18 protein-coding genes and 3 pseudogenes are annotated in these 22,525 nt (G+C 65.2%); 12 read left to right on the top strand and 9 right to left on the bottom strand.

Annotated features, from left to right (window positions below; translation table 11 throughout):
* Positions 1-421 precede the first annotated feature (421 nt).
* The gene (locus ABZV38_RS34415; protein ID WP_356332382.1) at positions 422-985 is read right to left on the bottom strand and encodes a DUF5134 domain-containing protein; all 564 of its coding nucleotides are present in this window, start codon (positions 983-985) and stop codon (positions 422-424) included.
* A 98-nt stretch (positions 986-1,083) separates the two neighbouring features.
* Positions 1,084-1,455 (bottom strand): cupin domain-containing protein, encoded by a 372-nt coding sequence (locus tag ABZV38_RS34410; RefSeq protein ID WP_356332377.1) that lies wholly within the window; start codon positions 1,453-1,455, stop codon positions 1,084-1,086.
* A gap of 456 nt (positions 1,456-1,911) precedes the next feature.
* Here ABZV38_RS34410 and ABZV38_RS34405 point away from each other — a divergent pair, with 456 nt between their 5' ends.
* Positions 1,912-2,316, top strand: a complete 405-nt coding sequence (locus ABZV38_RS34405; protein ID WP_356332376.1) for a hypothetical protein — start codon at positions 1,912-1,914, stop codon at positions 2,314-2,316.
* A gap of 89 nt (positions 2,317-2,405) precedes the next feature.
* On the opposite strand, the gene ABZV38_RS34400 is transcribed toward ABZV38_RS34405, so the two are convergent.
* Positions 2,406-3,359 (bottom strand): ABC transporter permease, encoded by a 954-nt coding sequence (locus tag ABZV38_RS34400; RefSeq protein ID WP_356332375.1) that lies wholly within the window; start codon positions 3,357-3,359, stop codon positions 2,406-2,408.
* Positions 3,360-3,569: 210 nt separating this feature from the next.
* Between ABZV38_RS34400 and ABZV38_RS34395 the strand changes: the two genes are divergently transcribed.
* The 4 genes and pseudogenes from ABZV38_RS34395 to ABZV38_RS34380 all read left to right on the top strand — a co-directional run bounded on the left by ABZV38_RS34395 (position 3,570) and on the right by ABZV38_RS34380 (position 6,702).
* Positions 3,570-4,043 carry a MarR family transcriptional regulator gene (locus tag ABZV38_RS34395; RefSeq protein ID WP_356332374.1) on the top strand — a complete coding sequence of 158 codons (474 nt, stop codon included), beginning with the start codon at positions 3,570-3,572 and terminating at the stop codon, positions 4,041-4,043.
* 113 nt (positions 4,044-4,156) lie between these two features.
* A pseudogene (locus tag ABZV38_RS34390) lies at positions 4,157-4,559 on the top strand (2-oxo acid dehydrogenase subunit E2); the annotation flags it as partial.
* 329 nt (positions 4,560-4,888) lie between these two features.
* Entirely contained in the window at positions 4,889-5,785 is an 897-nt protein-coding gene (locus tag ABZV38_RS34385) for an RNA polymerase sigma-70 factor (RefSeq protein WP_356332381.1), read from the top strand.
* A gap of 419 nt (positions 5,786-6,204) precedes the next feature.
* Complete coding sequence (locus ABZV38_RS34380; RefSeq protein WP_356332373.1) at positions 6,205-6,702, top strand: Ohr family peroxiredoxin; 498 nt, start codon at positions 6,205-6,207, stop codon at positions 6,700-6,702.
* 1,323 nt (positions 6,703-8,025) lie between these two features.
* Here the strand turns inward: ABZV38_RS34380 and ABZV38_RS34375 are convergent.
* From ABZV38_RS34375 to fdxA, 3 genes and pseudogenes are all read right to left on the bottom strand, one after another.
* Positions 8,026-8,121, bottom strand: a pseudogene (locus tag ABZV38_RS34375) (IS481 family transposase); the annotation flags it as partial.
* A gap of 26 nt (positions 8,122-8,147) precedes the next feature.
* Positions 8,148-8,813 (bottom strand): nitroreductase, encoded by a 666-nt coding sequence (locus ABZV38_RS34370; protein ID WP_356332380.1) that lies wholly within the window; start codon positions 8,811-8,813, stop codon positions 8,148-8,150.
* Between the two features lie 798 nt (positions 8,814-9,611).
* The gene (gene fdxA / locus ABZV38_RS34365; protein ID WP_356332379.1) at positions 9,612-9,998 is read right to left on the bottom strand and encodes a ferredoxin; all 387 of its coding nucleotides are present in this window, start codon (positions 9,996-9,998) and stop codon (positions 9,612-9,614) included.
* Positions 9,999-10,209: 211 nt separating this feature from the next.
* On the opposite strand from fdxA, the gene ABZV38_RS34360 reads away from it, so the two are divergent.
* The 6 genes from ABZV38_RS34360 (at position 10,210) to ABZV38_RS34335 (ending at position 16,563) form a co-directional block, all read left to right on the top strand.
* Positions 10,210-11,445 carry an FAD-dependent oxidoreductase gene (locus ABZV38_RS34360; protein ID WP_356332372.1) on the top strand — a complete coding sequence of 412 codons (1,236 nt, stop codon included), beginning with the start codon at positions 10,210-10,212 and terminating at the stop codon, positions 11,443-11,445.
* Between the two features lie 194 nt (positions 11,446-11,639).
* The gene (locus ABZV38_RS34355) at positions 11,640-13,337 is read left to right on the top strand and encodes an FAD-dependent oxidoreductase (RefSeq protein WP_356332378.1); all 1,698 of its coding nucleotides are present in this window, start codon (positions 11,640-11,642) and stop codon (positions 13,335-13,337) included.
* Between the two features lie 296 nt (positions 13,338-13,633).
* Positions 13,634-14,380 carry an SDR family oxidoreductase gene (locus tag ABZV38_RS34350; RefSeq protein ID WP_356332371.1) on the top strand — a complete coding sequence of 249 codons (747 nt, stop codon included), beginning with the start codon at positions 13,634-13,636 and terminating at the stop codon, positions 14,378-14,380.
* Positions 14,381-14,559: 179 nt separating this feature from the next.
* Positions 14,560-15,156, top strand: coding sequence for a YceI family protein (locus ABZV38_RS34345; RefSeq protein ID WP_356332370.1), 597 nt, complete (start codon positions 14,560-14,562; stop codon positions 15,154-15,156).
* A gap of 208 nt (positions 15,157-15,364) precedes the next feature.
* Positions 15,365-15,571 carry a hypothetical protein gene (locus tag ABZV38_RS34340; protein ID WP_356332369.1) on the top strand — a complete coding sequence of 69 codons (207 nt, stop codon included), beginning with the start codon at positions 15,365-15,367 and terminating at the stop codon, positions 15,569-15,571.
* A 746-nt stretch (positions 15,572-16,317) separates the two neighbouring features.
* Positions 16,318-16,563 carry a hypothetical protein gene (locus ABZV38_RS34335; RefSeq protein WP_356332368.1) on the top strand — a complete coding sequence of 82 codons (246 nt, stop codon included), beginning with the start codon at positions 16,318-16,320 and terminating at the stop codon, positions 16,561-16,563.
* 897 nt (positions 16,564-17,460) lie between these two features.
* On the opposite strand, the gene ABZV38_RS34330 is transcribed toward ABZV38_RS34335, so the two are convergent.
* From ABZV38_RS34330 to ABZV38_RS34320, 3 genes are all read right to left on the bottom strand, one after another.
* Complete coding sequence (locus ABZV38_RS34330; RefSeq protein WP_356332367.1) at positions 17,461-18,411, bottom strand: alpha/beta hydrolase; 951 nt, start codon at positions 18,409-18,411, stop codon at positions 17,461-17,463.
* A gap of 171 nt (positions 18,412-18,582) precedes the next feature.
* Entirely contained in the window at positions 18,583-20,208 is a 1,626-nt protein-coding gene (locus tag ABZV38_RS34325) for a cytochrome bc complex cytochrome b subunit (RefSeq protein ID WP_356332366.1), read from the bottom strand.
* Positions 20,209-20,432: 224 nt separating this feature from the next.
* Positions 20,433-20,615 (bottom strand): hypothetical protein, encoded by a 183-nt coding sequence (locus ABZV38_RS34320; protein WP_356332365.1) that lies wholly within the window; start codon positions 20,613-20,615, stop codon positions 20,433-20,435.
* 503 nt (positions 20,616-21,118) lie between these two features.
* Between ABZV38_RS34320 and ABZV38_RS34315 the strand changes: the two are divergent.
* Positions 21,119-22,296: pseudogene (locus ABZV38_RS34315) on the top strand (low temperature requirement protein A).
* Positions 22,297-22,525: the final 229 nt, after the last annotated feature.

Genomic DNA, 22,525 nt, shown 5'->3' with positions numbered 1-22,525 from the left:
TAGAGGTTGTCCCGTATGGGGTGGTAGTTATCCCCTGGGGGTCATGTTGTGGAGCAGTTGGCCGGCCTGAGACCAGGGTGCCGCCAACCACCCGCCGCCCCGCAACAACGATCGCCCGGTCCCACCGGGCGCCGGCATCACTCCAACCGGGTCACCAGCAGGCTCCCCGGTGCGCTCACCGTGTTGCGCAAGGTGATATCGAACAGGAACTCTCCTGCACCGGGGCGGAGGACAGCCGATTGCCCGGGTGCGAGCGCTTGTCCTCCGCTCTGTTCACGGATGCCCTGCCTGGCCCCATTGACGACCGTCACCAGCACGGCAGAGGGCCCCGTGTTGCGCACCGTGCCGCCCACCCGAAGGGCGGCCCGTCGGCCCGCTCCTGTCACCGGCGCGGGCCGTCCGCTCTGCGTCGGGGTGGCTGTCATTGATGCAGGAGGAGCATCACGACCGTGCCAAGCTGCATTGCACCCTCGCAGAAGTGGCCGTAGAGGTCTTTGACGGCAGGGGTGTGCGGGCTGCTTGTGTTCCGTCGCAGCCCTGGCATGTCGCGCGTGAGCGACCTGAGGGCGCAGGCAAGGAGATACAACACCAGTATCACCGTGCCTGCGTCGTGGGTTCCTGGGTCCCCCGTCGAGTGACCGGCATGGACCGCCGGAGTCTCGTGTCCCGAACCTGCCATCGGGCGTGCCATCCAGGCCATCGCGGCCATGCCTGCCGCGGACGGCAAACTCCGTGCCGCCGCGGGCAGTCTGGCCCCGCGCCGGCTGAGCGCGGACAGGGGGAACCACAGTGCTGCAGCTGCGAAGAAGACTGCTTGCGCCCTCGTAGGCACCTGAGCGCCCCAACTCCACGTCATGGCAGACATGGCCACTGCCATGACGGTGTGCAGGAGACCGTCGATCCGCACACGCCACCCGGAGCTCCGTGGCAGGACACGGTGTCGCAGCTCGTGGATGGCTGCGGCCGCGAACAGCACTGTCAGCATGGAGCACACGACGTCATTGGGGCTCATGCGTCTCGTGCCCTCCCACGGAGCGGGTCTCCTTCGGTCGGAGCCGACCTGTCTGAGCAGGAAGCCGCCGGTCAGTCCACGGGGCGCGGAGCACGCAGGTGGGCCCGCTGCGCCAGTTCGTCTTCGTCGACCAGTGTGAGCATCGGCTGACCCGGCGCACACAGCATGGTCACGACGAACCGGCACGGCGCGTCCGTTCGGGCGTTGCCGTCCTGGTAATGGATCACGTCACCGCCCGGCTCCCAGAACGTCTCACCGGCCTTGACCACGCGTTGCGGTTCTCCCTCCAGCTCAAAGCACACCTCGCCCTCGACCACGTAGCCGAACGCCGGCCCCGAGTGGCGGTGCGGAGGAGTGCCGGGGTCACCAGGCTGCCACTCGACCAGGATGGTCATCGCCGAGGCACCCTCGGCGACGGTGAGCGGCTCGGTATCCTGCAGCATCCTCGCTGCGGTCCTCCAGCCCCCGGAACGCGGATTCTCGTTGGTCTCTCCCGCTGAGTCGTTGCTTGACACTGTGTTGCACCTCCGTAGTTGTTGCCCTGAATGGGCAGAGGACATGTGCCGCCAAATAGCGAGGGTGGTGTACCAACCTCTCTCGCTCGGCGGTAACAGCGTCCGTGCATTCCAGGCAGCTCACGCGGCTGCCTCGAAGGGGAGACCGAGTGCACCGTGCTTCTGTGACAGATGTCGCCGGTTTCGGAGCTCGCTCGAAGCGGAGGCCGGGGTCCTCCCCGCACGGGTGACCGCCGCGCAGCCACGAAGGCCGCGGCGTCCAGTGGGTGCATCGTGCTACTGCTCCGCTCAGTGTCACAACAGCGCTTTGAGTTCTGTCGTATGTAGTGCACATGGCCGACTTCGCCGTCACCAGGTTGAGCGTTGGAGGCCCAGGACCTTCTCATGTCCCAGTGGGAAGTCCACGCTGACGTCTGGTCAGTGACGTCCTGGGCGGAACTGCGCCGCGAGCAGGCGGCCCGGGCGGCTGGTGCCACGATCGCGGACATCGGCGAGGCCACCGGGCAGACATTCAACGCGACTGGCTGCCGCAGCGTCACTGACGACATCGCCCTGTTGTTGTGGCGGGCCCAGCGGCAGGCCCAGGCCGTCGGCGTGGTCAACGAGAACAACCCGCCGGACGAGCTGATGAAGAGGCAACGGACCACGCCCTGGCAGGGGCCTTCCGCGACGACCCGGACAGCTTCGAGACCGTCCGCTGCCGGCGTCCTGTCGTTGGGCGCATCAATGAGTCGCAAGGAAACCGCGCAGCAAACAGGAGAGCCCGGGGACGACGCGCTCGATCCGTGAGCCCCCCGCGCGGTTCCGCACCGGCCGCACGGCGCCGCACCTGGCCGGGTTGCGGGGCGCCGGGCCGGCTTCGGCATCCGCCAGCGCCCTCACGCCCTCGCGGCGTGCGTGATCGCGGCAGATGCGGCGATCCGGTCGAGGAAGAACAGCGCCGCGCTGCAGAGAGCGATCCAGGCCGACAGCACGACAACACCGTTGACCAGCCCGTCGTGGTGGAAGTAGGCGATCCCGTCCAGTGCCCGGACGCCGACGCCCGGAGGCATCACCGAGGTGAGTGGTTTCAGCCAACCAGGCAGAAATTCGGGCGGCAGCACCCCACCGCTGCTGGCGTTGCCCATCACTATCATGAAAATCGACGCCAGCAGAATTCCGATCGGGCCGAAGACCCGGATCAAGAGTACGGTGGCTACCGCTACAGCCCCCGCCATCAGCGCCACAAGCCCCGCGATGCCCAGAAATGGACCGGGTATGGCTCCGAAGGCCGTACTCGCAATGAGTGCTGTCGCCAGCCCACCGACGACCGCGAACAGCGCCAGACTGCTCACGCGCTGCCCGAAGGAGAGGCGCGGTGCCACTTGGTAAGTCATCTGGCCGAAGAGAAACCCTGCCAGCACCAGCCCGAATGACGCATAGAAGACCGATAGACCCCGGCTGTCTCCACTCGACAGCGGAAGGATGTCGATCACGGGCCACTTCTCTTTTGCCTGCTTACAGCCCGGGGTGCACAGATTGGCGAGCGGCGCCACCAGCGCGGACACCGCGGGACCGTTCGCACCCGCATACACGATCTTGGGCTCGCCGCCGTCGGCCAACAACGCGGCATACGCCTGGCGATGCTCAACCGCCCAACGGGCCGAGGCGTTGTCCGGGTACCGGTCGACCTGGAAGCCGTCTGGCGAGACACGCTGCAGCCGGACGTCGAAATGTGCCGCAGTCTTGTCGGATGCGGCGACGGCGACCGGCAGCCGGTGCGCCTGGGGCGTATGGAAGGCGGCCAGGAAAACGCTGACGAAGACCAGGCCGATGGTCAGCACAGTGATCACGGGCTTGAACACCGCCTTCGGACCAGTCAGCCCCGGCCGCTCGGGTGGGGCGTCACTCTGCGGACCTGGATGATGTCGGTGTCGCCCCGACCCCGGATCGGTGTCAGGGACATAACTTTGACTTGTGGACGCAGTGCTGGGCATGACCATGGTTCCTCCTTCGCCGTATAAGGTAACTTATATAAGTTACCTTACACATGGAGGAGCGCGGTGGCGGCGAAGGATCCCAGCGAGCGCATCGGCTACCTGATTTGGCAGATCTCGCAGGCGTACACGCAGCGCCTCGAACGGGCATTGCGCCCACTCGGACTGACCCAGGCGCAATACAGCACGCTCGTCCGATTGAGTCTGGACGGGACTCTGTCCAGCGCCGAACTCGCCCGCCGCTGCGGCGTCACCGCCCAGTCCATGGGCACAGCGCTGCGGGGTCTGGTCGAGCGTGGACTGGTCGAGCGGCATCCCCACCCCACGCACGGAAAGATCATCGAAATGTGCGTCACGGCCGCAGGCAAGGCCCTGGCACTACAGGGCGAGATCGCGCTCGAACCGTGCGAGCAGGAGACCCTGGCACCGTTCCTGCCCCAGGAACGGGAACAGGTGCGCACTCACCTCCGTCGCATGCTCGGCGCCCTCAACGCCCCTGCGCTCGGACCGGGCAACGGGAATCAGCACGACGGGACATGAGTAGCGCACGGCTCGGTGCTGGAGCGACCACATCGGTGCGGCGGCTGATCTCCTCATTGAGCCGTACGCGCAGCTTCTTCGACCTGACGGGGGAAGGCGGATGACCCGGTCATCAAGGGAGGGGAGGCTTGAACATCGCCGACATCGCGAGCGGAATCGTCGTCGAGCCCGGCCGGCCGGGCTCGCGGCGGTGGCCTCGCCCCGGATGACGTGACAGGAGCCACCTTCACCATGTCCGACACAGGTTCCCGCGGCGCCTTGTTCGATACGGTCGTCGTTCCGCCGAACCAGGCCGCGATCCTGGGCATCGGTGCCACGGTCGAGCGCCCTGCGGTGGTCGAGACTGCCGACGGGCCGGTCATCGGCATCCGCGACAGGGTGCACGTGTCGCTGTCGTACGACCACCGCCTCGTTGACGGCGCGGACGCCGCCCGTTATCTGACTGCGGTGAAGTCGATTGTGGAAGCCGCGGCGTTCACCGACGATCTGCTCGCAGAGAACCCAACACAGTCTTGATGACATCGGCGAGGTTCCGGACCACGCTGCATACGCCGCCGCGTGGAATGCCGATTCGACGCCCATCCCGCAATACCTATTCCATGGTGTCAAGCCCACGCTGTTCGACAACAGACCGACCTTCACTCCGGTGGCCCGTGCATGGGCAAAAAGTTGCAGCTACATAAGGCATCGACGCGGTACCCCACCTTCAATTCACATGTTCCGCCTACGGTTCGTAACAACAAAAGAGGACAGGTACTGAATCTGTGACACGACTGTCTTCCCAACCGGGCGCGCGTCCTGCTGTGACGGCTTGTAGCATGGTGATCAAGAACTGGAGGACATCTATGCGCGCCGTGGATGATGCAGGCTCCCTCGACCAGGCAACGCGGGACTTCATGGCAGTGCGTCCCCAACTTTTCGGCATCGCGTACCGCGTCCTCGGTAGTGCTGTGGAAGCCGAGGACATCCTCCAGGAGACGTGGCTGCGGTGGCAGAACGCCAACCGCGCCGACGTCCACGAGTCGGCAGCGTTCCTGACTACGGTCACCGCCCGTCTGGCGATCAACCTTGCCCAGTCCGCCAGGATGCGGCGTGAGGCGTACATCGGGCCCTGGCTTCCCGAGCCGATCGACACACGCATGGATCCGCAGCTGGGCGCGGAACGGGCAGAGGCACTCGACATGGCGGTTCTCTTCCTCCTGGAGAAGCTGAACCCCGTGGAACGGGCTGCTTACGTTCTCAGGGAAGCCTTCGACTACCCCTACAAGCAGATCGCGGACATCCTGGAGACGAACGAAGCCAATACGCGCCAGTTGGTGAGTCGCGCCCGGAAGCATCTGTCAGCGGACCGCAGGGAGCCGGTCAGCTCCGACGCTCACCGGCGACTGCTGGAGGTGTTCCTCGCCGCAGCGCAGACCGGCAGTCTGTCGGTGCTCGAGGATGTCCTCACCGCGGACGTGGTCAGCTACTCCGACGGCGGAGGGGTGCGCGGGGCATCCAAGATTCCGGTCGTGGGGCTTCCGCACGTCTCCAAGTACCTTTGCGCCTTCGCCCCACGTTTCTGGCCTCAGGCAGACGTTCGCTGGGTCGAGGCCAACGGCAGGCCGGCCGTCCTTGTCTCACACGACGGAAACGCCGTGGCTCTGCTGTCCGTCGATGTGTCGGCACGAGGCATCGAACGCATCATGTGGGTCATGAATCCGGCCAAATTGTCTCCTTACGTGGCTTCGCTGGACAACTGAGGCAGCCTTCCGCCGGCACTGCGCCCGGCGGGCGCCCCGAAGCGCGCCGGCGCAGGTCAGGATGTCCTGGGCTGCGCACCTTTCGGCATCGTCACCCAGCGCAAGGAGATGTCGCCTTCCGCACCGGCCCCGCCCGCTTGACGAGGGCACCGACACGGGACAATCGGGCTGCGTGTCAGCGACTGTCACAAGAGCGGTGACTTGTCGGTCAACTAACTGTCCGGATCCCGGGACCCTCCACGACATGAAGGTGCATAAAATATGGCATTTTGCATACTTGGTTCGGTGAGCTCTGCCCATAGTCGGCCGTCTCGCATCGCGTGTCGGCGTGGGATGCCGACACCGACGGACATCGGCCTGCCCGCATCGATGCCGGCTCCGCGCCCGGCCGTGTACTGCAACCTTGACGGAGCCATGCGGTGACCGAGCAGATCCCGTTGCCCGATCTGTCCACCGACAAGGACTTCGACGGAGAGTTCTTCGCCCCCATCTACACCACAACGGTGACGGTGAGCGGCGGGATAGCGCGTCACGGGCGGGCCTCGGGGAGAGCACGCTCGGCCGACGGAGTCCTGGATCTCAACCTGCGCATGCCTGCCGAACTAGGAGGAGACGGCCAGGGAACGAATCCCGAGCAGCTGTTCGCCGCCGCCTTCGCCGCCTGCTTCCACGGATCACTGAGCCTGGTGTTACGACAGGCCGCGCTCGATCCCGCCGCGATCTCCGTGGCGGCGACCGTGGCGTTCGGACGGGACCCAGGAGACGGCGGCTACTTGTTGCACGTCGACCTGGTGGTCAAGTGGCCGGACGTCGATCCTGAGATTGCCGCTCCGCTCCTGAAGAAGGCCGATTCGTTGTGCCCCTACACGAAAATGGTCGGGCAGGGAACGCCGACGACCATCACGCTGACTTCCTAGTCGGGCACGCCCTCGATCATCCGATGCTGGAACAGGCGGCCCCGTCCGGCCCCGGACCTGGGCTGCCTGCTCAGCTGTATGCCGTTTCAGGCTGTTTTCCGGAGCCGTCGTGTCCCGCATCGCAGCACACGACGGCTTCGCAGGACCGCCCAGCTGCCGACCGGCACTCCTGAACGCCATCTCGTTCGCTGATGAGGCAGCGAGACCGCAGTCGCCATGCGATTCGTCTCGCCCCAGACAGTTGTCACGCCCTCCTCGGACACGCAGTGGATCAGCACGGAGGCGTGGCACAGGATGGCGGAGATCTTCTCGTCCCCGGGCCGTATGAGAGCGTAGAACTCTTTCCAGCCGCCCTTGACGGCATGGTGCCCGAGGTGGCGCGGAAGGGGATTCGTCGCGCATGGCTCTCTGTTCCGCAGCCGTGCGCTTGAGACATCATGCACGTTCGGGCTGACGTGTTCAGCAGTGGTGTTCGGGCTCAGGTCTATCTGTAAGACCAGGCAGCGCTGCACTGTGTGACAACTCTCTGCCGGGATTTGCGGGAAATGTGTCACGTAAGCGAGAGCCTTCCTGGCGGATCGTGTACCTCCATGGCCGTCCGGGTCTTTGCGGTCAGGCACAGCTGGCCGCTCGACCAAGTCGATGTAACTGTGCGGTTCGATCCGCAAGGACAGATCGTCAAGAACATCTGGTTGACCGGCGATCTGGACTCTGTCCACATCCAGTAACTGCTGGCAGTTGCCGGGCGCTGTCCTGTGCAACGTCTCCTGACCAGGGAAGCCTCCGTCGTCACCGTGCCCACTGTTCTGCCGAGGCCCCACTCGTCCCGCGGCCAGACACTGCCGCAATGACCCGACCCTGCGTGGTTCGGTCCCCCACCGCCCCCTGGTACTGCAACCGCATCTGGGGTGTGTGGCCTCGGCGTTGGTAGTGGCAGCGGTGGGCTCGGACCTGGCTGGTACGTCGGTGGTGTGACCAGTGCAGGCGGTTCTCGTTGCTGGGGCAGTGGGGTGTGACGATGACGTGCCCGATCAACCGGCGGATCTCCGGATCGCTGAGAGGTATGAGGTCGTGTTCCCCACATCCTCAGATCACGCAGCTGCGCGGTGCGCGCGGTGGCCTTCTTGACCAGCGTGGTGCGGTGTCCGACCAGGAGACGCAGTTCCACGGCGGTCTCCTCGGGCAGTTCGACGCGCAGGTCGTCGGCGGAGCATGACCTGCGCGTCGATGACTTCGGCATCGCGCGGGTCGGACGCGCTGCGGCGCCTCCTCTCCCGGAGCCGGTGGGAGGCCGACGAGGTCCGCGACCACCTGCACGCCTGCGTAGGGCTGCAGATGAGCCCACTTGTCGAGCAGGGAACGGTTGATGCGCTGGACCTTGCCGTTGGTCTGCGGCCAGTAAGGCCAGGTCCGCTTGTGAGGTCGCAGGGGTGCGTCGCGGCCGGCTAGCCCTCGACGAACGTGACCGTCTCGTCGAGCGGCGCCCGGCCCGTACGGGCGTCACCCATCGTGGCATCCTCGAATCCGATCGACATGCCGCAGTAGAGGATGAGCTCGTCCGGGGGTGACAGAGCCTCCGCGACGGTCTTGCGATACACCGACCATGCCATCTGCGTGCAACTGTGCAGCCCTTCCGCCCGGAGCAGCAGCATGACGGTCTGCAGATACCCGCCGACGTCGGCCCATTGAGCCGGGCCCATGTCTCGGTCGATGTAGCAGAACAGGGCGGCGGGCGCGCCGAAACAGTCCCAGTTCGCGGAAGCAGCCCTCTGGCGTGCCACCAGGTCCTCGCGCGGAATACCGAGTGCGCCGTAGCGCTGCTCGCCGAAGGCGGATCGGCGCTCGCCGTACGGGGACTTCAGTGCGGGCGGGTACATCTCGTACTCCCGCTCGTCCCAGGGGTCGCCTGCGGCCACACGCTCGCCGACGCGCCTCTTGAGCTCGGCCAGCGGCCCGCCGGTCAGCACGTAGGCGTGCCACGGCTGGAGGTTGGATCCGGACGGCGCCCAAGCCGCGGCGGACAGCACGCGCTCCAGCACCTCCCTCGGGACATGCCGGTCGGTGAATCCGCGCACCGCCCGTCGGCTAGTGACCGCCTCATAGACGTCCAACATCACCAACCTCCCCATCTATCCAAATTCTACCTAATTGACAGTAATGGCCCGGAAAATGTGACAGGGCACCACCACCTCATGAGCGACAGTCGCATCGGGACGCGCCCCGCACGGGTGACCACGCGGTAGGCACCTCACCCGGAAAACCCCGTCAGCCCAGCGGCACCGGCGCGTGCAGCGCAATGCGCTAGCGGTCGACCGTCGCGACGTCCACGGGTCCGTCCCACCCCGAGAGCCGCGCCGCACCGCCGATGGGGGAAGGCGTCGAGCTCGGTGGCGCAGGGCGGGCAGGTGGTCGAGCCGCAGCCCGCTGCCCACCATGATCCGGGCCCGGCAAATTCGCATGCCGCTTCGGCCACCGGAATGGGAAGGGCGTCGTCCACCCCGGCGGCCGAACCTGCGGTCAGGTACGTGTCCAGCCTGGGGAAATCCGCGAACTGCTCGCGGAGCGCGTCGCGGTCGACGGCCGGGTGGAAGGCCCACCGGCTCTCGCCGCGCACGGCGCCGCGACGGTGCCGTCGGTCAGCGCGCCGATCGCGGCCAGGTCCGCCGGCCCGTGTCGGAGAGGTTGAGCAGGCGCTGGACACCGTCCGAGCGGAGCCGGCCAGTACTGGCTAAGGGCTGTCCCGTAATCCCTGGTGGATCAGCGCGCGGCGTCAGATGCGGTGCATCGCAAGGCGGAGGGGCGTCCTCATACTGGGCATATTCGGGCATTCCGACAACACAGCGAGGTGCCGTAGCTGTCGTCGTGCGCCCGCCAGGGATGACGGGACAGCCCTTAGGACGAGCGTCCTGTCAGGAGGGAAACCACAGGTCGGCGTCAGCAGCCTCTTCCTTGCGGATGCTGAAGACAGCGATGTCCTTCTTGTGCGAGCTCTGCGGTGGCAACTGGGCGATCAGACGGTGATCGCCGTCAAGGACGAACGTCTCGCCATGCTGCCCCGAGGACGTCTCGAAGTACTCGGCGTTGATGGTCGTGTACTGCGCCCACTGCTGTGGGACGTCCTCTTCGTAGAAGATCGCCTCGACCGGGCAGACCGGCTCGCAAGCACGGCAGTCGACGCACTCGGAGGGGTTGATGTAGAGCGTCCGGTTGCCCTCATAGATGCAGTCCACAGGGCATTCGATGAGGCAGGCTCTGTCCTTGACGTCGACGCAAGGCTGCGCAATGACGTACGTCATCATTTCCTCTTCCGTCCGACGGAAGTGATCAGCGGGCCGCCGGGCCTGCGGCAGGCAACCTTCCGGCTGGAGGTATGACCATGAAACTCACGATGTTGTGACAGCCGGTGCGTATCCCGCCTGGGCCGCCGCGGGGATTGTCACAGGATGAGGGGCTACGCTGTCTGATGGGTGACTCTTCCCGCATGCCTCGCGGCATGCGACATCTGAGATGAGGAACCCTATGAATACTTTCGTGATCGTTGGTGGCGGTCTGGCCGCAGGCAAGGCAGCCGAGGCGCTGCGGGAGCACGGTCACAGCGGCCCGCTCATCATCATCGGCGACGAGCATGAGAAACCGTACATTCGGCCGCCGCTTTCCAAGGGTTACCTGCTGGGCAAGGAGGAGCGCGATTCGATCTTCGTGCACCCTGATGACTGGTACCGGGAGCACGATGTCGACCTGCTGCTGGGCACGCGTGCGCGCGCGGTCGATCGGCAGGCGCGGAAGGTGGAACTGGACGACGGACGTCAGGTTCCCTACACCAAGCTCCTCCTGGCTACTGGCTCGTCTCCACGTCGTCTGTCTGTTCCAGGAGCGGACCTCGACAACGTTCTGTACCTGCGCCGTGTGGGAGACAGCGAACGCCTCAAGTCCGCCTTCAGCGCGGGGGCAAAGATCGTCGTGATCGGTGCCGGATGGATCGGTCTTGAGACCGCCGCGGCCGCCCGGATGGCCGGCGCCGAGGTAACTGTGCTCGAGCACTCGGAGCTTCCCCTGCTGAAGGTGCTCGGTCGCGAAGCTGCTGAAGTGTTCGCTGCTCTCCATGCTGATCACGGTGTCAATCTGGTGCCCAACGTGCAGGTGGAGTCCCTCACCGAAACACACGGCCGTGTGGACGGGGTGCGGCTCACTGATGGCAGCCGCCTTGCCGCGGACGCGGTGGTCGTCGGCGTCGGCATCACCCCCAATGTCCAACTCGCCCAGGAGGCGGGCCTGGACGTGCAGAACGGCATCGTCACCGACGAGCATCTGCAGACTTCAGTGGCCGACATCTACGCTGCAGGCGACGTCGCCAACGCCTACCACCCGCTGCTCGGCCGCCGCCTCCGGGTCGAACACTGGGCCAATGCATTGCATCAGCCGGACGTGGCGGCGCTCAGCATGCTCGGCAAGAACGCCGTCTACGACCGGCTGCCGTACTTCTACACAGATCAGTACGACCTCGGAATGGAGTACACGGGTTACACGGAACCCGGGGGCTACGACCGCGTCGTCTTCCGCGGTGTGCCTTCCGAACGGCGGTTCATCGCGTTCTGGATGGCGGGAAACCGCGTGCTGGCAGGCATGAGTGTCAACGTGTGGGATGTCATGGACTCGGTCCGGTCCCTCATCACATCCGGGTCGGAGATCGACGACGCGCTCCTCTCCGACCCGGACGTACCCCTGGACCACATCCTGTCGTGACGCCCGGCCCGCGCGAGAGGGGCCCGATTGCGCGTCGCCTCTCGCCCTCGTCGGTGCCAGTGGGACCCACCACGGGTTCACGGGCGCACCAGCAACGGAAGGGTGTCACAGATCCCGGGACGGCCCGGTCGTATGAGTGACAACCCAGGCGATCGGAGTAGACCGTGGCAATCACCGAACAACGTCTTTCCACCATGGTGCTGGTGATCGGCACCGGAGGTGCTGGGCTGCGAGCAGCAATCGAACTGGCTGAGGCCGGTATCGATGTCCTCGCGGTCGGCAAGCGCCCCAAGGAGGACGCCCATACGGCACTTGCTGCCGGAGGAATCAACGCGGCCCTGGCCACCATGGATCCCGAGGACAGCTGGCAGCAGCACGCAGCCGACACTCTCAAGGAGAGTTATCTGCTCGCCGACCCTCGCACCGCCCAGATCGTCACTCAGGGCGCCGCCCGAGGCATCGACGACCTGGAACGCTACGGCATGGCCTTCGCCCGGGAAGAAGATGGCCGCGTCTCCCAGCGCTTCTTCGGCGCGCACAAGTTCCGGCGGACTGCCTTCGCCGGCGACTACACCGGTCTGGAGATCCAGCGCACGCTCATCAGGCGCGCGGATCAGCTCAACATCCCCGTGCTCGACGGCGTCTACATCACTCGGCTCCTGGTGCATGAGGGTGCCGTTTTCGGTGCCTACGGCTTCGACCTCACAGACGGAACGCGCTACCTGATCCACGCCGACGCCGTCATTCTTGCTGCGGGTGGCCACACCCGCATCTGGCGGCGCACGTCCTCACGGCGCGACGAGAACATTGGCGACTCCTTCCGCCTGGCCGTTGAGGCCGGAGCCCGCCTGCGCGACCCTGAGCTGGTCCAGTTCCACCCTTCCGGGATCATCGAGCCGGAGAACGCTGCCGGCACCCTGGTCAGCGAGGCCGCTCGGGGTGAAGGCGGGATCCTGCGCAACGCACGCGGGGAACGGTTCATGGCCCGCTACGACCCTGCCCGTATGGAGCTGTCCACCCGCGACCGCGTGGCCCTGGCCTCCTACACGGAGATCAAGGAAGGGCGGGGGACCCCCAAGGGAGGCGTGTGGCTCGACGTCTCCCACCTGCCACGGCAGACGATCATGTCGCGGCTCCCCCGCGTCTACCAGACTCTTCTGGACCTGCAGATGCTGGACATCACCCGCGAACCTATCGAGATCGCGCCCACTGCGCACTACTCGATGGGCGGGGTGTGGGTGCGTCCCGAGGACCACAGCACTGACGTCCGTGGCCTGTACGCCATCGGTGAAGCGTCGAGCGGGCTGCACGGCGCCAATCGCCTCGGTGGGAACAGTCTCATAGAGCTGCTGGTCTTCGGCCGCATCACAGGCCAGGCAGCCGCCGCCTACTCGCAGTCACTGACCGCACAGCTGCGGTCCGCGTCGGCAATAGCGCATGCTCGCGCGGAGATCGACGATCTTCTCGCAGCCGACGGACCGGAGAACGTACGCGCCCTGCAGCGCGCCATCCGCAACACCATGACCGAGCATGCGGGAGTCGTACGCGACGAAGAGGGCCTGCGCACCGGGCTGGCGGAGCTCTCGGTAATCGAGAAGAGGATGGAGGATGTCGGCGTACACCCGGACATCGCCGGCTATCAGGACCTCGCGCACGCCTTTGATCTCATGTCCGCCGCCCTGGCAGCCCGGGCCACCCTCGAAGCAGCACTGGAGCGTCGCGAGACTCGGGGCTGTCACAACCGCAGTGACTACCCCGACATGGATCCCGCTCTGCAGGTCAATCTCGTGTGGTCCCCGACCGGTATCACCCACGAGAGCATTCCAGCCATCCCGGTCGAGATTTCCTCCCTGATGGAGGAGGTCTCGACCGACGGAAAGCTTGCCGAATGACCTCGCACAACCATGCGAGGCGCGCAAGGGCGGCAGGCCTGTGTGCTCTCCTTCGAGCACGCCATGTGACCACCGGCGGGTCCGTGACTCGAGCGAGTGGACAGCCGGGTTGTCCCGTGCAGGAAAGTCCCTGAGGGCCGCATCGGGAAAGAATTTCCTCGATTCCTGCGAACCCCCTGTCACAAGCAGATCCGCTGTCCTGTCTCTTCTAGTGCGGACAGCATTCGCTCGGTGCCGGTGAGCAGCTCCTCGCAGGATGCGCGCCGCACGATGAAAACCTCCGAGAGGAATCCGTAATGAAGGTGGTAGTGATCGGTGGGACCGGGCTCATCGGCTCGAAACTGGTCGGCAAGCTCAACAAGCACGGGCACGAGGCGGTCGCAGCCGCGCCCAACACCGGCGTCAACACTCTCACGGGCGAGGGTCTGGCCGAGGTCCTTGAGGGCGCGTCAGTCGTGATCGACGTGTCGAACTCCCCCTCATTCGAGGACGAGGCCGTCATGGACTTCTTCCGTACCTCGACGACCAACCTCCTGAAGGCGGAGGCCGAGGCCGGTGTGACGCACCACGTCGCGCTGTCCGTGGTCGGCACCGAGCGCCTCCAGGAAAGCGGGTACTTCCGCGCCAAGCAGGCCCAGGAAGAGCTGATCAAGGAGTCGGTCATCCCCTACTCCATCGTCCACGCCACCCAGTTCTTCGAGTTCATGAACGCGATCGCCGCCGCGGCTACCGAGGGCGACACCGTCCGTCTCGCCCCCGTCAAGATCCAGCCCATCGGCTCCGACGACGTGGCCGAGGCTGTCGGGCGCGCGGCGGTCGGTACCCCGGTCAACGGCGTGGTGGAGGTCGCGGGCCCCGACAAGTTCCAGCTCGACCAGCTCATCCGTAAGGGACTCGCCGCCAAGAACGACCCCCGCACGGTGGTCACGGATGTGAACGCCCCGTACTTTGGCGCCGAACTGAAGGGGACCACACTCCTGCCGGGTTCGGACGCAGACATCGCCGAGACCCAGTTCGTCGAATGGTTCGCGCAGCAGCAGTAGGTCCTGCGGTGGCCCCTGCTTGCCGGCAAGGGCCACCCGCTGCGCTCCGGCCGTTCATCTCAGGCTTCGAAATCCATGGCCGGCATTGCTTCGCTCGAGCAGCAGAACATTCAACTGTACGGCCGCAGTGCCGGAATTCACCCCTACCTGAGATACCCCCACGAAGGAACCGGCTCGCCATGTCCAACCGCAAGGAAACCGCTGTTTCTCATAAGGCACCCTACGAAGGGCTGACCGGCTTCTACACCCTTGACCCGGTCCACAGCACCATCGGTTTTTCCGTCCGACACGCCATGATCATCAACATGCGCGGAAAATTCACCGCCTTCGAAGGGCTCCTCAAGATCGATGGGTTCCATCCCGCCCGGTCCGAGGCCTACCTCAGTGTCCAGACCGGCAGTGTGGAAACGGGTTTTCGGGAGCGGGACGCGCATGTCACCGGCCCGGAATTCCTCGACTCAGCAACGTTCCCTCTCATGAGCTTCCGTTCCACCAGAATCGTCGATGCCGGAGACGACCGGTTCCGCCTAGCAGGGTACCTCCGGATCAAGGACGTCGAACTGCCCATTCACATCGACCTTGAGTTTGGTGGAGCAAGCCGGGACGTGTCCGGACAGCACCGTGTCGGCTTCGAGGGTACGGCCACCCTGCAGCGCTCCGACTGGGGACTTGACGGGAACACCGCACTGACAACAGGTGGGGGCCTGAACAGCGACAAGGTGAAGCTGCTTCTCGACATCTCTGCTGTACAGCTGGACCAGGCAGAAGCTGCCTAGACCAGGAGGTGCCTGTCGGCGCATCAGCTGTCCGACTCCGGGAGCGTCGCATGCGCCGGCAGCACTTCTCACCTGGCACCCCCATGGGGTTCCGCGCCATACCGTCTCCGCCCAGTCCCCGACCGGGCCAGGCCTTCCCGCACGGCAGATGACTCCGTGGGGTCGTGGCGGCCACATTCATCCGGTCCCTGCCGCAGAAGGACGCACGATGACCCGAGCCACTGAGAACCAAATCGACATCGCGGCCACAGTCGTGTCGCTAGCCGCTGAAGCCACCGAGCTGGAGACCCGTGTCAGCGAGCTTCGCCAGGAACTCGCGGACCTCCACGAGCGGATGAGAGCCGTCTCCAACGCTCTGCACCAGCTTCCCCCCTCAGCAGCCGTAAGCAACGCAGCCGCCGGTGACGGACTCTGAACGGGCCTGCCGCTTGAGGACCGGATTCCGGCCGTCGCGTACGGACGCATGTGACGCTGTCACGCTCCGCACGATGACTCTGCGTACGTCTTGAGACGGCCGAGCCTCGGCGCCGGCTCCACGAGGTAGCCGCATCATGATCAGGCCGACCGGCTGGACGCCGTGCCCGCCCCGCCGCCGGCAAGGACGGATACATCGATTCGTGACGGCACCGCGGAGCGGCTCGGTTGCGGGTGGAGGCGTGCGTGGCGGATGCCGCTGGCCCAAGGAGCGCTGCCGGTGAGGTCTACTCCCGCACGCACCCCACCCAGGCGGCAGCTCGAGCCGGTGCGGGCGCCAGCCGAAGCCGTCGAGCGGGACACATCACACGCGGCGGCCGGCGGCGGAGCTCGGCCGGCCGGCCCGCCACCACAAGCACGTCTGCGTACCCGGCGGGAGAGTCCCAAAAGGGCGCCGCAAAACCGACCTGCAGGTGTCACAAAACGGCGTGCCATCCAGTCAAGTATGTAGAAGGGCAAATCGCCCCACCCATACCTATATACGGACGGTACGCCGCGCCAACGACGTGATCGCCCGAGTCGGAATGGCGATGAAACATCATGTTGCTCCAGACGGACAGGTACCTTGCGCAGGGCGCACCCATGGTCAGCACTCCTGCTGCGGAGACAGTTCCGGGGCCCGGCTTCTCTGATTGCAGCGGGCATGATCCTGCAGACAGTAGGCGAGTTCCCTCTGATTCCCGCCTCATGGATCACGACAAGTGGCTGGTGGGCCTGCAGTTCCACACCGCCAACTGCCAACCCCTTTGGCTGTACTACGTTGTGGATGGGGTATGCGACACGACTCACGCGGTGTCCATGGCCATCCAGCGGGCCAACACCGGCCCGGAGCGGGTGGCCCGGGGTGGGGTCCAGGCCGAGGCTGATCAGGTCGAAGTCCAGCAGATACTTCGGGATGCCATCGGTCGTTTCAGTCTGACCCGTTGTCTCTGATCTGTTCAGACGAGGGTCTTGCAGAGTCGCGCATGGTTCCCTACCAGCGCGGTGATTCCCGTAGTCGCCATACGGGGCTTCGTCGTCGACCAGGGGTCGTCAACGAGACCGGCGGCCTCAAGGCGGGCACAGTGAGCGTCGGTACACCTCCACCGCAGGCCGGATCGGGGCTTTCCGGATGGCCCTCCACCTCGTTCACTCCGCCGCAGTCGGCCATGCTGCCGCCAATCGCCGCCTCGACGTCCCGCACGCTTGGATCAAGCAACCCCACCGGTGCTGCCACGCGGCCGGCATCCCCGACGGCCCAAGGCCTGCGACTCAGCCCGCACCGGCCACCCAGATGTTGCCCAGATCATGGACACCAACCAAGCCGCGTGAGTCACCAGCCGCTCCACGGACCTGGCGGCGGCGCTCAACGGGGAGTCAGAGCCAAGAGGGCACCGCTTCTTGAGCTTGCCCCAGGTTGACGTCGACGGCCTGCCAAGCAGTCCGGCCACAGGATCGGCCACTCGTCCGGCATGACCGGCACACCGGTCAACTCGCCTTCCGCCCCTGCTGGTCGACGTCCCCCTGTCCCCATGGCCATGCTGGTCATGCGGGCCTTGACGGCCCGCTCACCCCAGTCGGCCTGCGCACGCTCACCCGAGGTCGGTAGCAGTTGCGACGAACGGGCGGGGCGGCATCTTCGCCGCCCCGCCCGTGGAGTGCGCGGGTTGGCAGGGTGTCAGATCGGCCCGCCCACAGTGCTCGCCGTGTCTGTGGGGGCCTGTGAACAGTTGAGGACAGGAATGATCGCTGTCCTGGGTCGATAGGGTGCTGGCGCACAAGCGCCGGGGGGTGCGAACAGCTTCTGTGCTGCTGGTCCTTCAGATGCTGCGGTTGAGCTGCGGAGAACTCTCAGTTGCTGCGGAGGGCGGTGCGCAGGGTGTGAATGGCCTGCTCCACCGCGGCAGTTGTGGCCTGCGTGGGCCGGAGAGGGTCAAGCATCATGAAGTCGTGCAAGGTGCCGTTGATGCGAATGCTCGTGGTGGGAACGCCGGCCTGGGTCAGCTTGCGGGCGTACGCCTCGCCCTCGTCCCGCAACACGTCGCTGTCATCGACGATGACGAGCGCGGGCGGCAGTGCCTGAAGCTCCTTCAGACTCGCCCGCAGGGGCGAAGCGGTGATTTCCGCCCGCTGGGCGGGGTCGGCGGTGTAGCAGTCCCAGAACCAGGCCATGGCCTTCGCAGTGAGGTAGGGCCCGTCTGCGAATTCCCGGTAGCTCTCGGTGTCCTGGGCCGCGTCCGTGACGGGGTAGTACAGCGACTGGTGCACGAAGGTCACGTCACCGCGCTGCTTGGCCATGATGGTCAGTGCCGCGGCCATGTTGCCGCCGACGGAGTCGCCGGCAACAGCCAGGCGGGCGGCGTCCAGACCTTCCTCGGCGCCCTTGGCGGTGATCCATCGAGCAGTCGCGTATGCCTGCTCGATGGCGACCGGGTACTTGGCCTCCGGCGAACGGTCGTACTCGACGAACACGACGGCGGCATTCGTCCCGACGGCCAGCTCGCGCACCAGACGGTCATGAGTGCCGGCATTGCCGATGACCCAGCCGCCGCCGTGCACGTAGAGGACGACCGGCAGCGTGCCCTGACTACCGACGGGCTTGACGATGCGTACCTGCACATCGCCCACCTCGGCGGGCACCGTGACCCACTTATCCTCCACGTCCAGCTTCTCCACCGGCGCTGCCTGCAGGTCGTCCAGAACCTTGCGGGCACCCTCCGGGCCGAGCTCGTACAGGAACGGCGGGTTGGCCGTCGCGTCCGCGAGATCCTGCGCTGCAGGCTCAAGAACGGGCTTGGTCATTTCTGCACTCCTTGGTTCGGCAGGCTCTTTCCTGCTTTCACCCTTATGACCCGACACCTGCTGAAGGTGTGACATACGCCGAAGAAAAAGGCAGGTCGCGATACGTCCGGAAACAAACAGGTCTGTCATCCGGGCTCGAAACCCCTCCGGTTCTACACGTGTGCAGGTGCATCAGCGTCGGTGCTTGCTGGTGATTTCCTTGTACTCCTGCGCGGTCGGCTTGGTGATCTGTGTGCCTTCGCCGTAGAAACTCCGGCTGAGCCGGGCACGCAGGCGCTGGGTAAGGCTGGATCGGGCATCCGGGCCTCCCGCGTTTCCCGTGAGGCCGGGATCGATCGGCTTGTACTGCTCATGCTGTGTAAGAACGTGCAGTTGTTCCCGACTGAGCGGCTCGTGCACCTCGATGAACTCGCCGTCCGGCAAACGCTTGACAATGCCGGTCTCGCGGCCGTGCAGCACTTTGTCGCGGTCTTGGCGCTGGAGGCCGAGTGCCCACCGATTCGCTACGACGTAGGCCAGAAGGGGCACGATGAAGAGCCCGATGCGAACTGCCCACGTCACTGATTCAAGCGAGACGTGAAGGCGAATGGCGATAATATCGTTCGCGGCACCGCCCATGGCCACTAGATAGAAACTGATCCATGCGACGCCTAGTCCCGTTCGCACCGGGCGGTTGCGTGGTCTGTCGAGAATGTGCTGCTCACGATCGTCATCGGTCACCCAGGACTCGATGAGCGGGTATGCGCCCATGGCAAGGAAGAGACCGCCGCCCGCCAACAGCGGGATCAGGTTGTCCAGAGCCAGGGTGTGGCCCCAGAAGTTGATTTCCCAGCCAGGCATGACTCGCAGCAGTCCGTCTGCTACGCCCATATACCAGTCGGGCTGCGAGCCTGCCGAAACCTGGTCGGCACGGTAGGGACCATACAGCCAGACGGGGTTGATCTGCGCGACCGAAGCGATGATGAAAATGCCGCCGGCGACCAGGAAGAAGAAGCCTGCGGACTTTACGGCGCGTACCTTGAGCGGAAGGCCCACAACATTCTTGTTACTACGTCCCGGACCTGGATACTGCGTGTGCTTGCGGTAGAGGACCAGGACCAGATGGGCAGCAAGCAGTCCCACCATGAGGGCAGGGATGAGCAGAACGTGGATCGTGTTGAAGCGCGCCACTAGATCGTCCCCCGGAAACTCGCCTCCAAAAAGGAACATCGAGAGGTAGGTTCCGACGATCGGGATGGAAAGAATTGTTCCGTTCACGACCGCGAGTCCGGTCCCGGACAGAAGGTCATCCGGAAGGTCGTATCCCGTCAGCCCTGCGAACATTGCCAGGATCAGCAGCAGGAATCCGAACAGCCAGTTGAGTTCGCGGGGCTTGCGGAACGCGCCTGTAAAGAATACGCGCATCATGTGGACGAGGATGGCGGCCACAAAGACCAGCGCCGCCCAGTGGTGGGCCTGCCGGATCAGTAGGCCACCACGCACATCGAAGGAGATGTGCATAGTCGAATTGAATGCCTCCGACACCATCTGGCCCCGCAGTGGTGCGTAGCTGCCCTGATACTCCACTGCATTCATCGACGGATGGAAATACAGCGTCAGATACACACCCGTAACTATGATGACGAGGAAGCTGTAGAGGCAGATCTCGCCCAGCATGAACGACCAGTGGTCCGGGAAAGCTCTTCGCGCATTCGCCCTGATTCTGCTGTACACACCCAGGCGTCCATCGGCCCATTCGGCAACCCTTTCCCCCTTGCGTCCGGCCCGGACTTCACTCCCCTGACGTCCGTCACCCATACCCCTACCACCATTCATAAGTCGTTCAAAAGGGTTGCTTTTCACTTTGCAGATTTCAGGCCTCTTGGGCTCGCCACGGGTTCCCCCACGACGGGCAGAGATTTCACTACGGCAGGGTCGGTGCCTACCGGTGGCGGATTTGAGACAGACGGGGGCATCGACTCTGCTTCCATCCGTTTCCACGGGGCCCGCCAAACGCCGAACTGTGACTCAGTCGGTGCGGATCACAAAGCGGGTACCCACCTCGTGATCCGCCTCTGCGCCGCGCCCGACTTCTCCGCCGGCGCTGCCTGCAGGTCATCCAGCACCCTCCGGGCACCCTGCGGACCGAGGTCATACAGGAACGGCGGCCCGGCCGTCGCCGCCGCAAGCTCCTGAGCCGCATGCTCAAGAACGGCCTTGGTCATCACTGCACTCCTCGGGTCAGCAGGCTGCTGGACTGCTTCCACGCATATGACCGGGCATGAGGCATGGATGTGACACGCACTCTGCTCCGGGTCGATTCGTGTCCCCGGGGGTCCGGCCTGAGCGTGCACCTTTGCGGCGGCAGAACAGGGGCCAGGTCGGCCCGGGCTGTTCGACAAGGCGTCCACCGAAGGGCGCATAAGCGCGCAAGGCACTCCCAGAAAGGCTTGCCTATGCCGTCGAAGGTTTCATTTACAGCGGATCGAGTTCTGACATCTGCAGTGCGCGGCATGCTCGATGCTTCGGTTCCATGTATCTGCCTGCGGAAAGCCTGGGCACGGCGCTACGGTATTACGGTGTTACGCTGAAACGCATTTGCAGCACGTGGTTGCGGGTGTGGCCTCTCTCGGGCCAGTTGTTTCGAAACCGGCCGTTCCTGAAGCATCAGTCCACGGCACAGCCCGTGCCGTTTCCTTTCTTCGTCGCATCGCAGGGGCCTACCCGCATGAGTCAGTCACCGCACGTTGTAGTTGTTCGGTTCCGGCCGATGCTCGCTCGTCTTCCCGACGAGGAGCCCGCACCGCCACCGCACTGGAGCTGTTTTTCGATCTCTGCTTCGTCACTGCCGTGGCCCAGGTCGCCTCTGCATTCGAGCATGAGCTCTCCGAAGGCCATATCGGTCACGGCGTCCTCGGCTATGCGCTCGTATTCTTCGCGATCTGGTGGGCCTGGATGAATTTCACGTGGTTCGCCTCGGCCTATGACACCGACGATGTTCTGTACCGGCTTCTGACTTTCGTTCAAATCGCGGGCACCCTTGTCATGGCAGGCGGCGTGGCGCAAGCTCTCGAACACGACAATTTCACCGTGATCACCTGGGGCTATGTTGTCATGCGGTTGGCCATGGCCAGCCAATGGCTGCGTGCAGCGTATTCGGATCCCGAACGCCGGCGCTGCTGCTTGCGTTACGTCTTTTGAATTCTCGTGGTTGAGATGGGCTGGGTGGCCCGTCTCGCCCTGCTTGGCAGCGGTGGTATCAGCTCATTCCTGATCCTCGCCGTGGCTGAACTCGCCATCCCTGTGTGGGCCGAGCGCGCGGCCCACACCACCTGGCATCCGCATCACATTGCCGAGCGCTATGGTCTGTTCACGCTCATCGTGCTCGGTGAATCCGTCACTGCTGCCGCCAACGCCGTACGAACCGCATGGGACACCGACGTGGATGCCGGCACGGTCGCACTCCTCGCGCTGGGCGGTCTGCTCACGGTTTTCTCCTTGTGGTGGCTGTACTTCAACCAAAACGCATCACGCCGACTCGCCACCTTCACCACGGCGATGCTGTGGGGCTACGGCCACTACGCTGTCTTCGCCTCCGCAGCTGCCACCGGTGCCGGTCTTGCCCTCAACGTCGCTCATGCCGCAGGCCATGGAGCCCTCACCGACCACCAGGCTGCAGCCTGGTACACGATCCCTGTGGCTGTCTTCATCGCGCTCGTGCGGCTCTTGCATCGACACGCCTCGGAGACATCCGCCGCGGCCGACATCGTCCACCTGGCCGCGGTCCTCGCCGTCCTCGCCGCCACCTACACGGCCGTGCCCGTGCTGAGCACCGGAATCGTCGCAGCGCTTCTGATCGCCGTAACCCTCATCATTGCCGGTCGTGGCGCTGCCAGGCCGTCGTGACACCGGCCGGCTCCCGCGCCGCTCGGCGGGGTGGCCGGGCACGCAGCCTGAAGTGCGGCCGCTGCAGCACCGACATCGGCCGCGTTGGTTATCACGGTTTCACCGTCCCAACGGGTCGACTCCCCTCTGCACCGGACTCTGCTGCGCAATTCGCTGCGGGGGTGGGGTCGGGTCCGTCATGATCGTTCCTGAGGTCGCTTCTCTGTCGTGCGGCCGTGGAGGCGGTACG

It is taken from the genome of Streptomyces sp. NPDC005181 (assembly GCF_040608395.1).
Taxonomy (GTDB): Bacteria; Actinomycetota; Actinomycetes; order Streptomycetales; family Streptomycetaceae; genus Streptomyces.
Note: the sequence above shows the minus strand (reverse complement) of the source record. Positions and strands in the feature narration are given on the sequence as shown.

What these genes read in the sequence shown, in the direction of transcription:
- ABZV38_RS34415 (WP_356332382.1), bottom strand. Translation starts at nt 985, where the DNA reads ATGCTGACAGTGCTGTTCGCGGCCGCAGCCATCCACGAGCTGCGACAC.
- ABZV38_RS34410 (WP_356332377.1), bottom strand. Translation starts at nt 1,455, where the DNA reads ATGCTGCAGGATACCGAGCCGCTCACCGTCGCCGAGGGTGCCTCGGCG.
- ABZV38_RS34405 (WP_356332376.1), top strand. Translation starts at nt 1,912, where the DNA reads ATGTCCCAGTGGGAAGTCCACGCTGACGTCTGGTCAGTGACGTCCTGG.
- ABZV38_RS34385 (WP_356332381.1), top strand. Translation starts at nt 4,889, where the DNA reads ATGCGCGCCGTGGATGATGCAGGCTCCCTCGACCAGGCAACGCGGGAC.
- fdxA (WP_356332379.1), bottom strand. Translation starts at nt 9,998, where the DNA reads ATGACGTACGTCATTGCGCAGCCTTGCGTCGACGTCAAGGACAGAGCC.
- ABZV38_RS34360 (WP_356332372.1), top strand. Translation starts at nt 10,210, where the DNA reads ATGAGGAACCCTATGAATACTTTCGTGATCGTTGGTGGCGGTCTGGCC.
- ABZV38_RS34355 (WP_356332378.1), top strand. Translation starts at nt 11,640, where the DNA reads ATGGTGCTGGTGATCGGCACCGGAGGTGCTGGGCTGCGAGCAGCAATC.
- ABZV38_RS34350 (WP_356332371.1), top strand. Translation starts at nt 13,634, where the DNA reads ATGAAGGTGGTAGTGATCGGTGGGACCGGGCTCATCGGCTCGAAACTG.
- ABZV38_RS34345 (WP_356332370.1), top strand. Translation starts at nt 14,560, where the DNA reads ATGTCCAACCGCAAGGAAACCGCTGTTTCTCATAAGGCACCCTACGAA.
- ABZV38_RS34340 (WP_356332369.1), top strand. Translation starts at nt 15,365, where the DNA reads ATGACCCGAGCCACTGAGAACCAAATCGACATCGCGGCCACAGTCGTG.
- ABZV38_RS34335 (WP_356332368.1), top strand. Translation starts at nt 16,318, where the DNA reads ATGGATCACGACAAGTGGCTGGTGGGCCTGCAGTTCCACACCGCCAAC.
- ABZV38_RS34330 (WP_356332367.1), bottom strand. Translation starts at nt 18,411, where the DNA reads ATGACCAAGCCCGTTCTTGAGCCTGCAGCGCAGGATCTCGCGGACGCG.
- ABZV38_RS34325 (WP_356332366.1), bottom strand. Translation starts at nt 20,208, where the DNA reads ATGGGTGACGGACGTCAGGGGAGTGAAGTCCGGGCCGGACGCAAGGGG.
- ABZV38_RS34320 (WP_356332365.1), bottom strand. Translation starts at nt 20,615, where the DNA reads ATGACCAAGGCCGTTCTTGAGCATGCGGCTCAGGAGCTTGCGGCGGCG.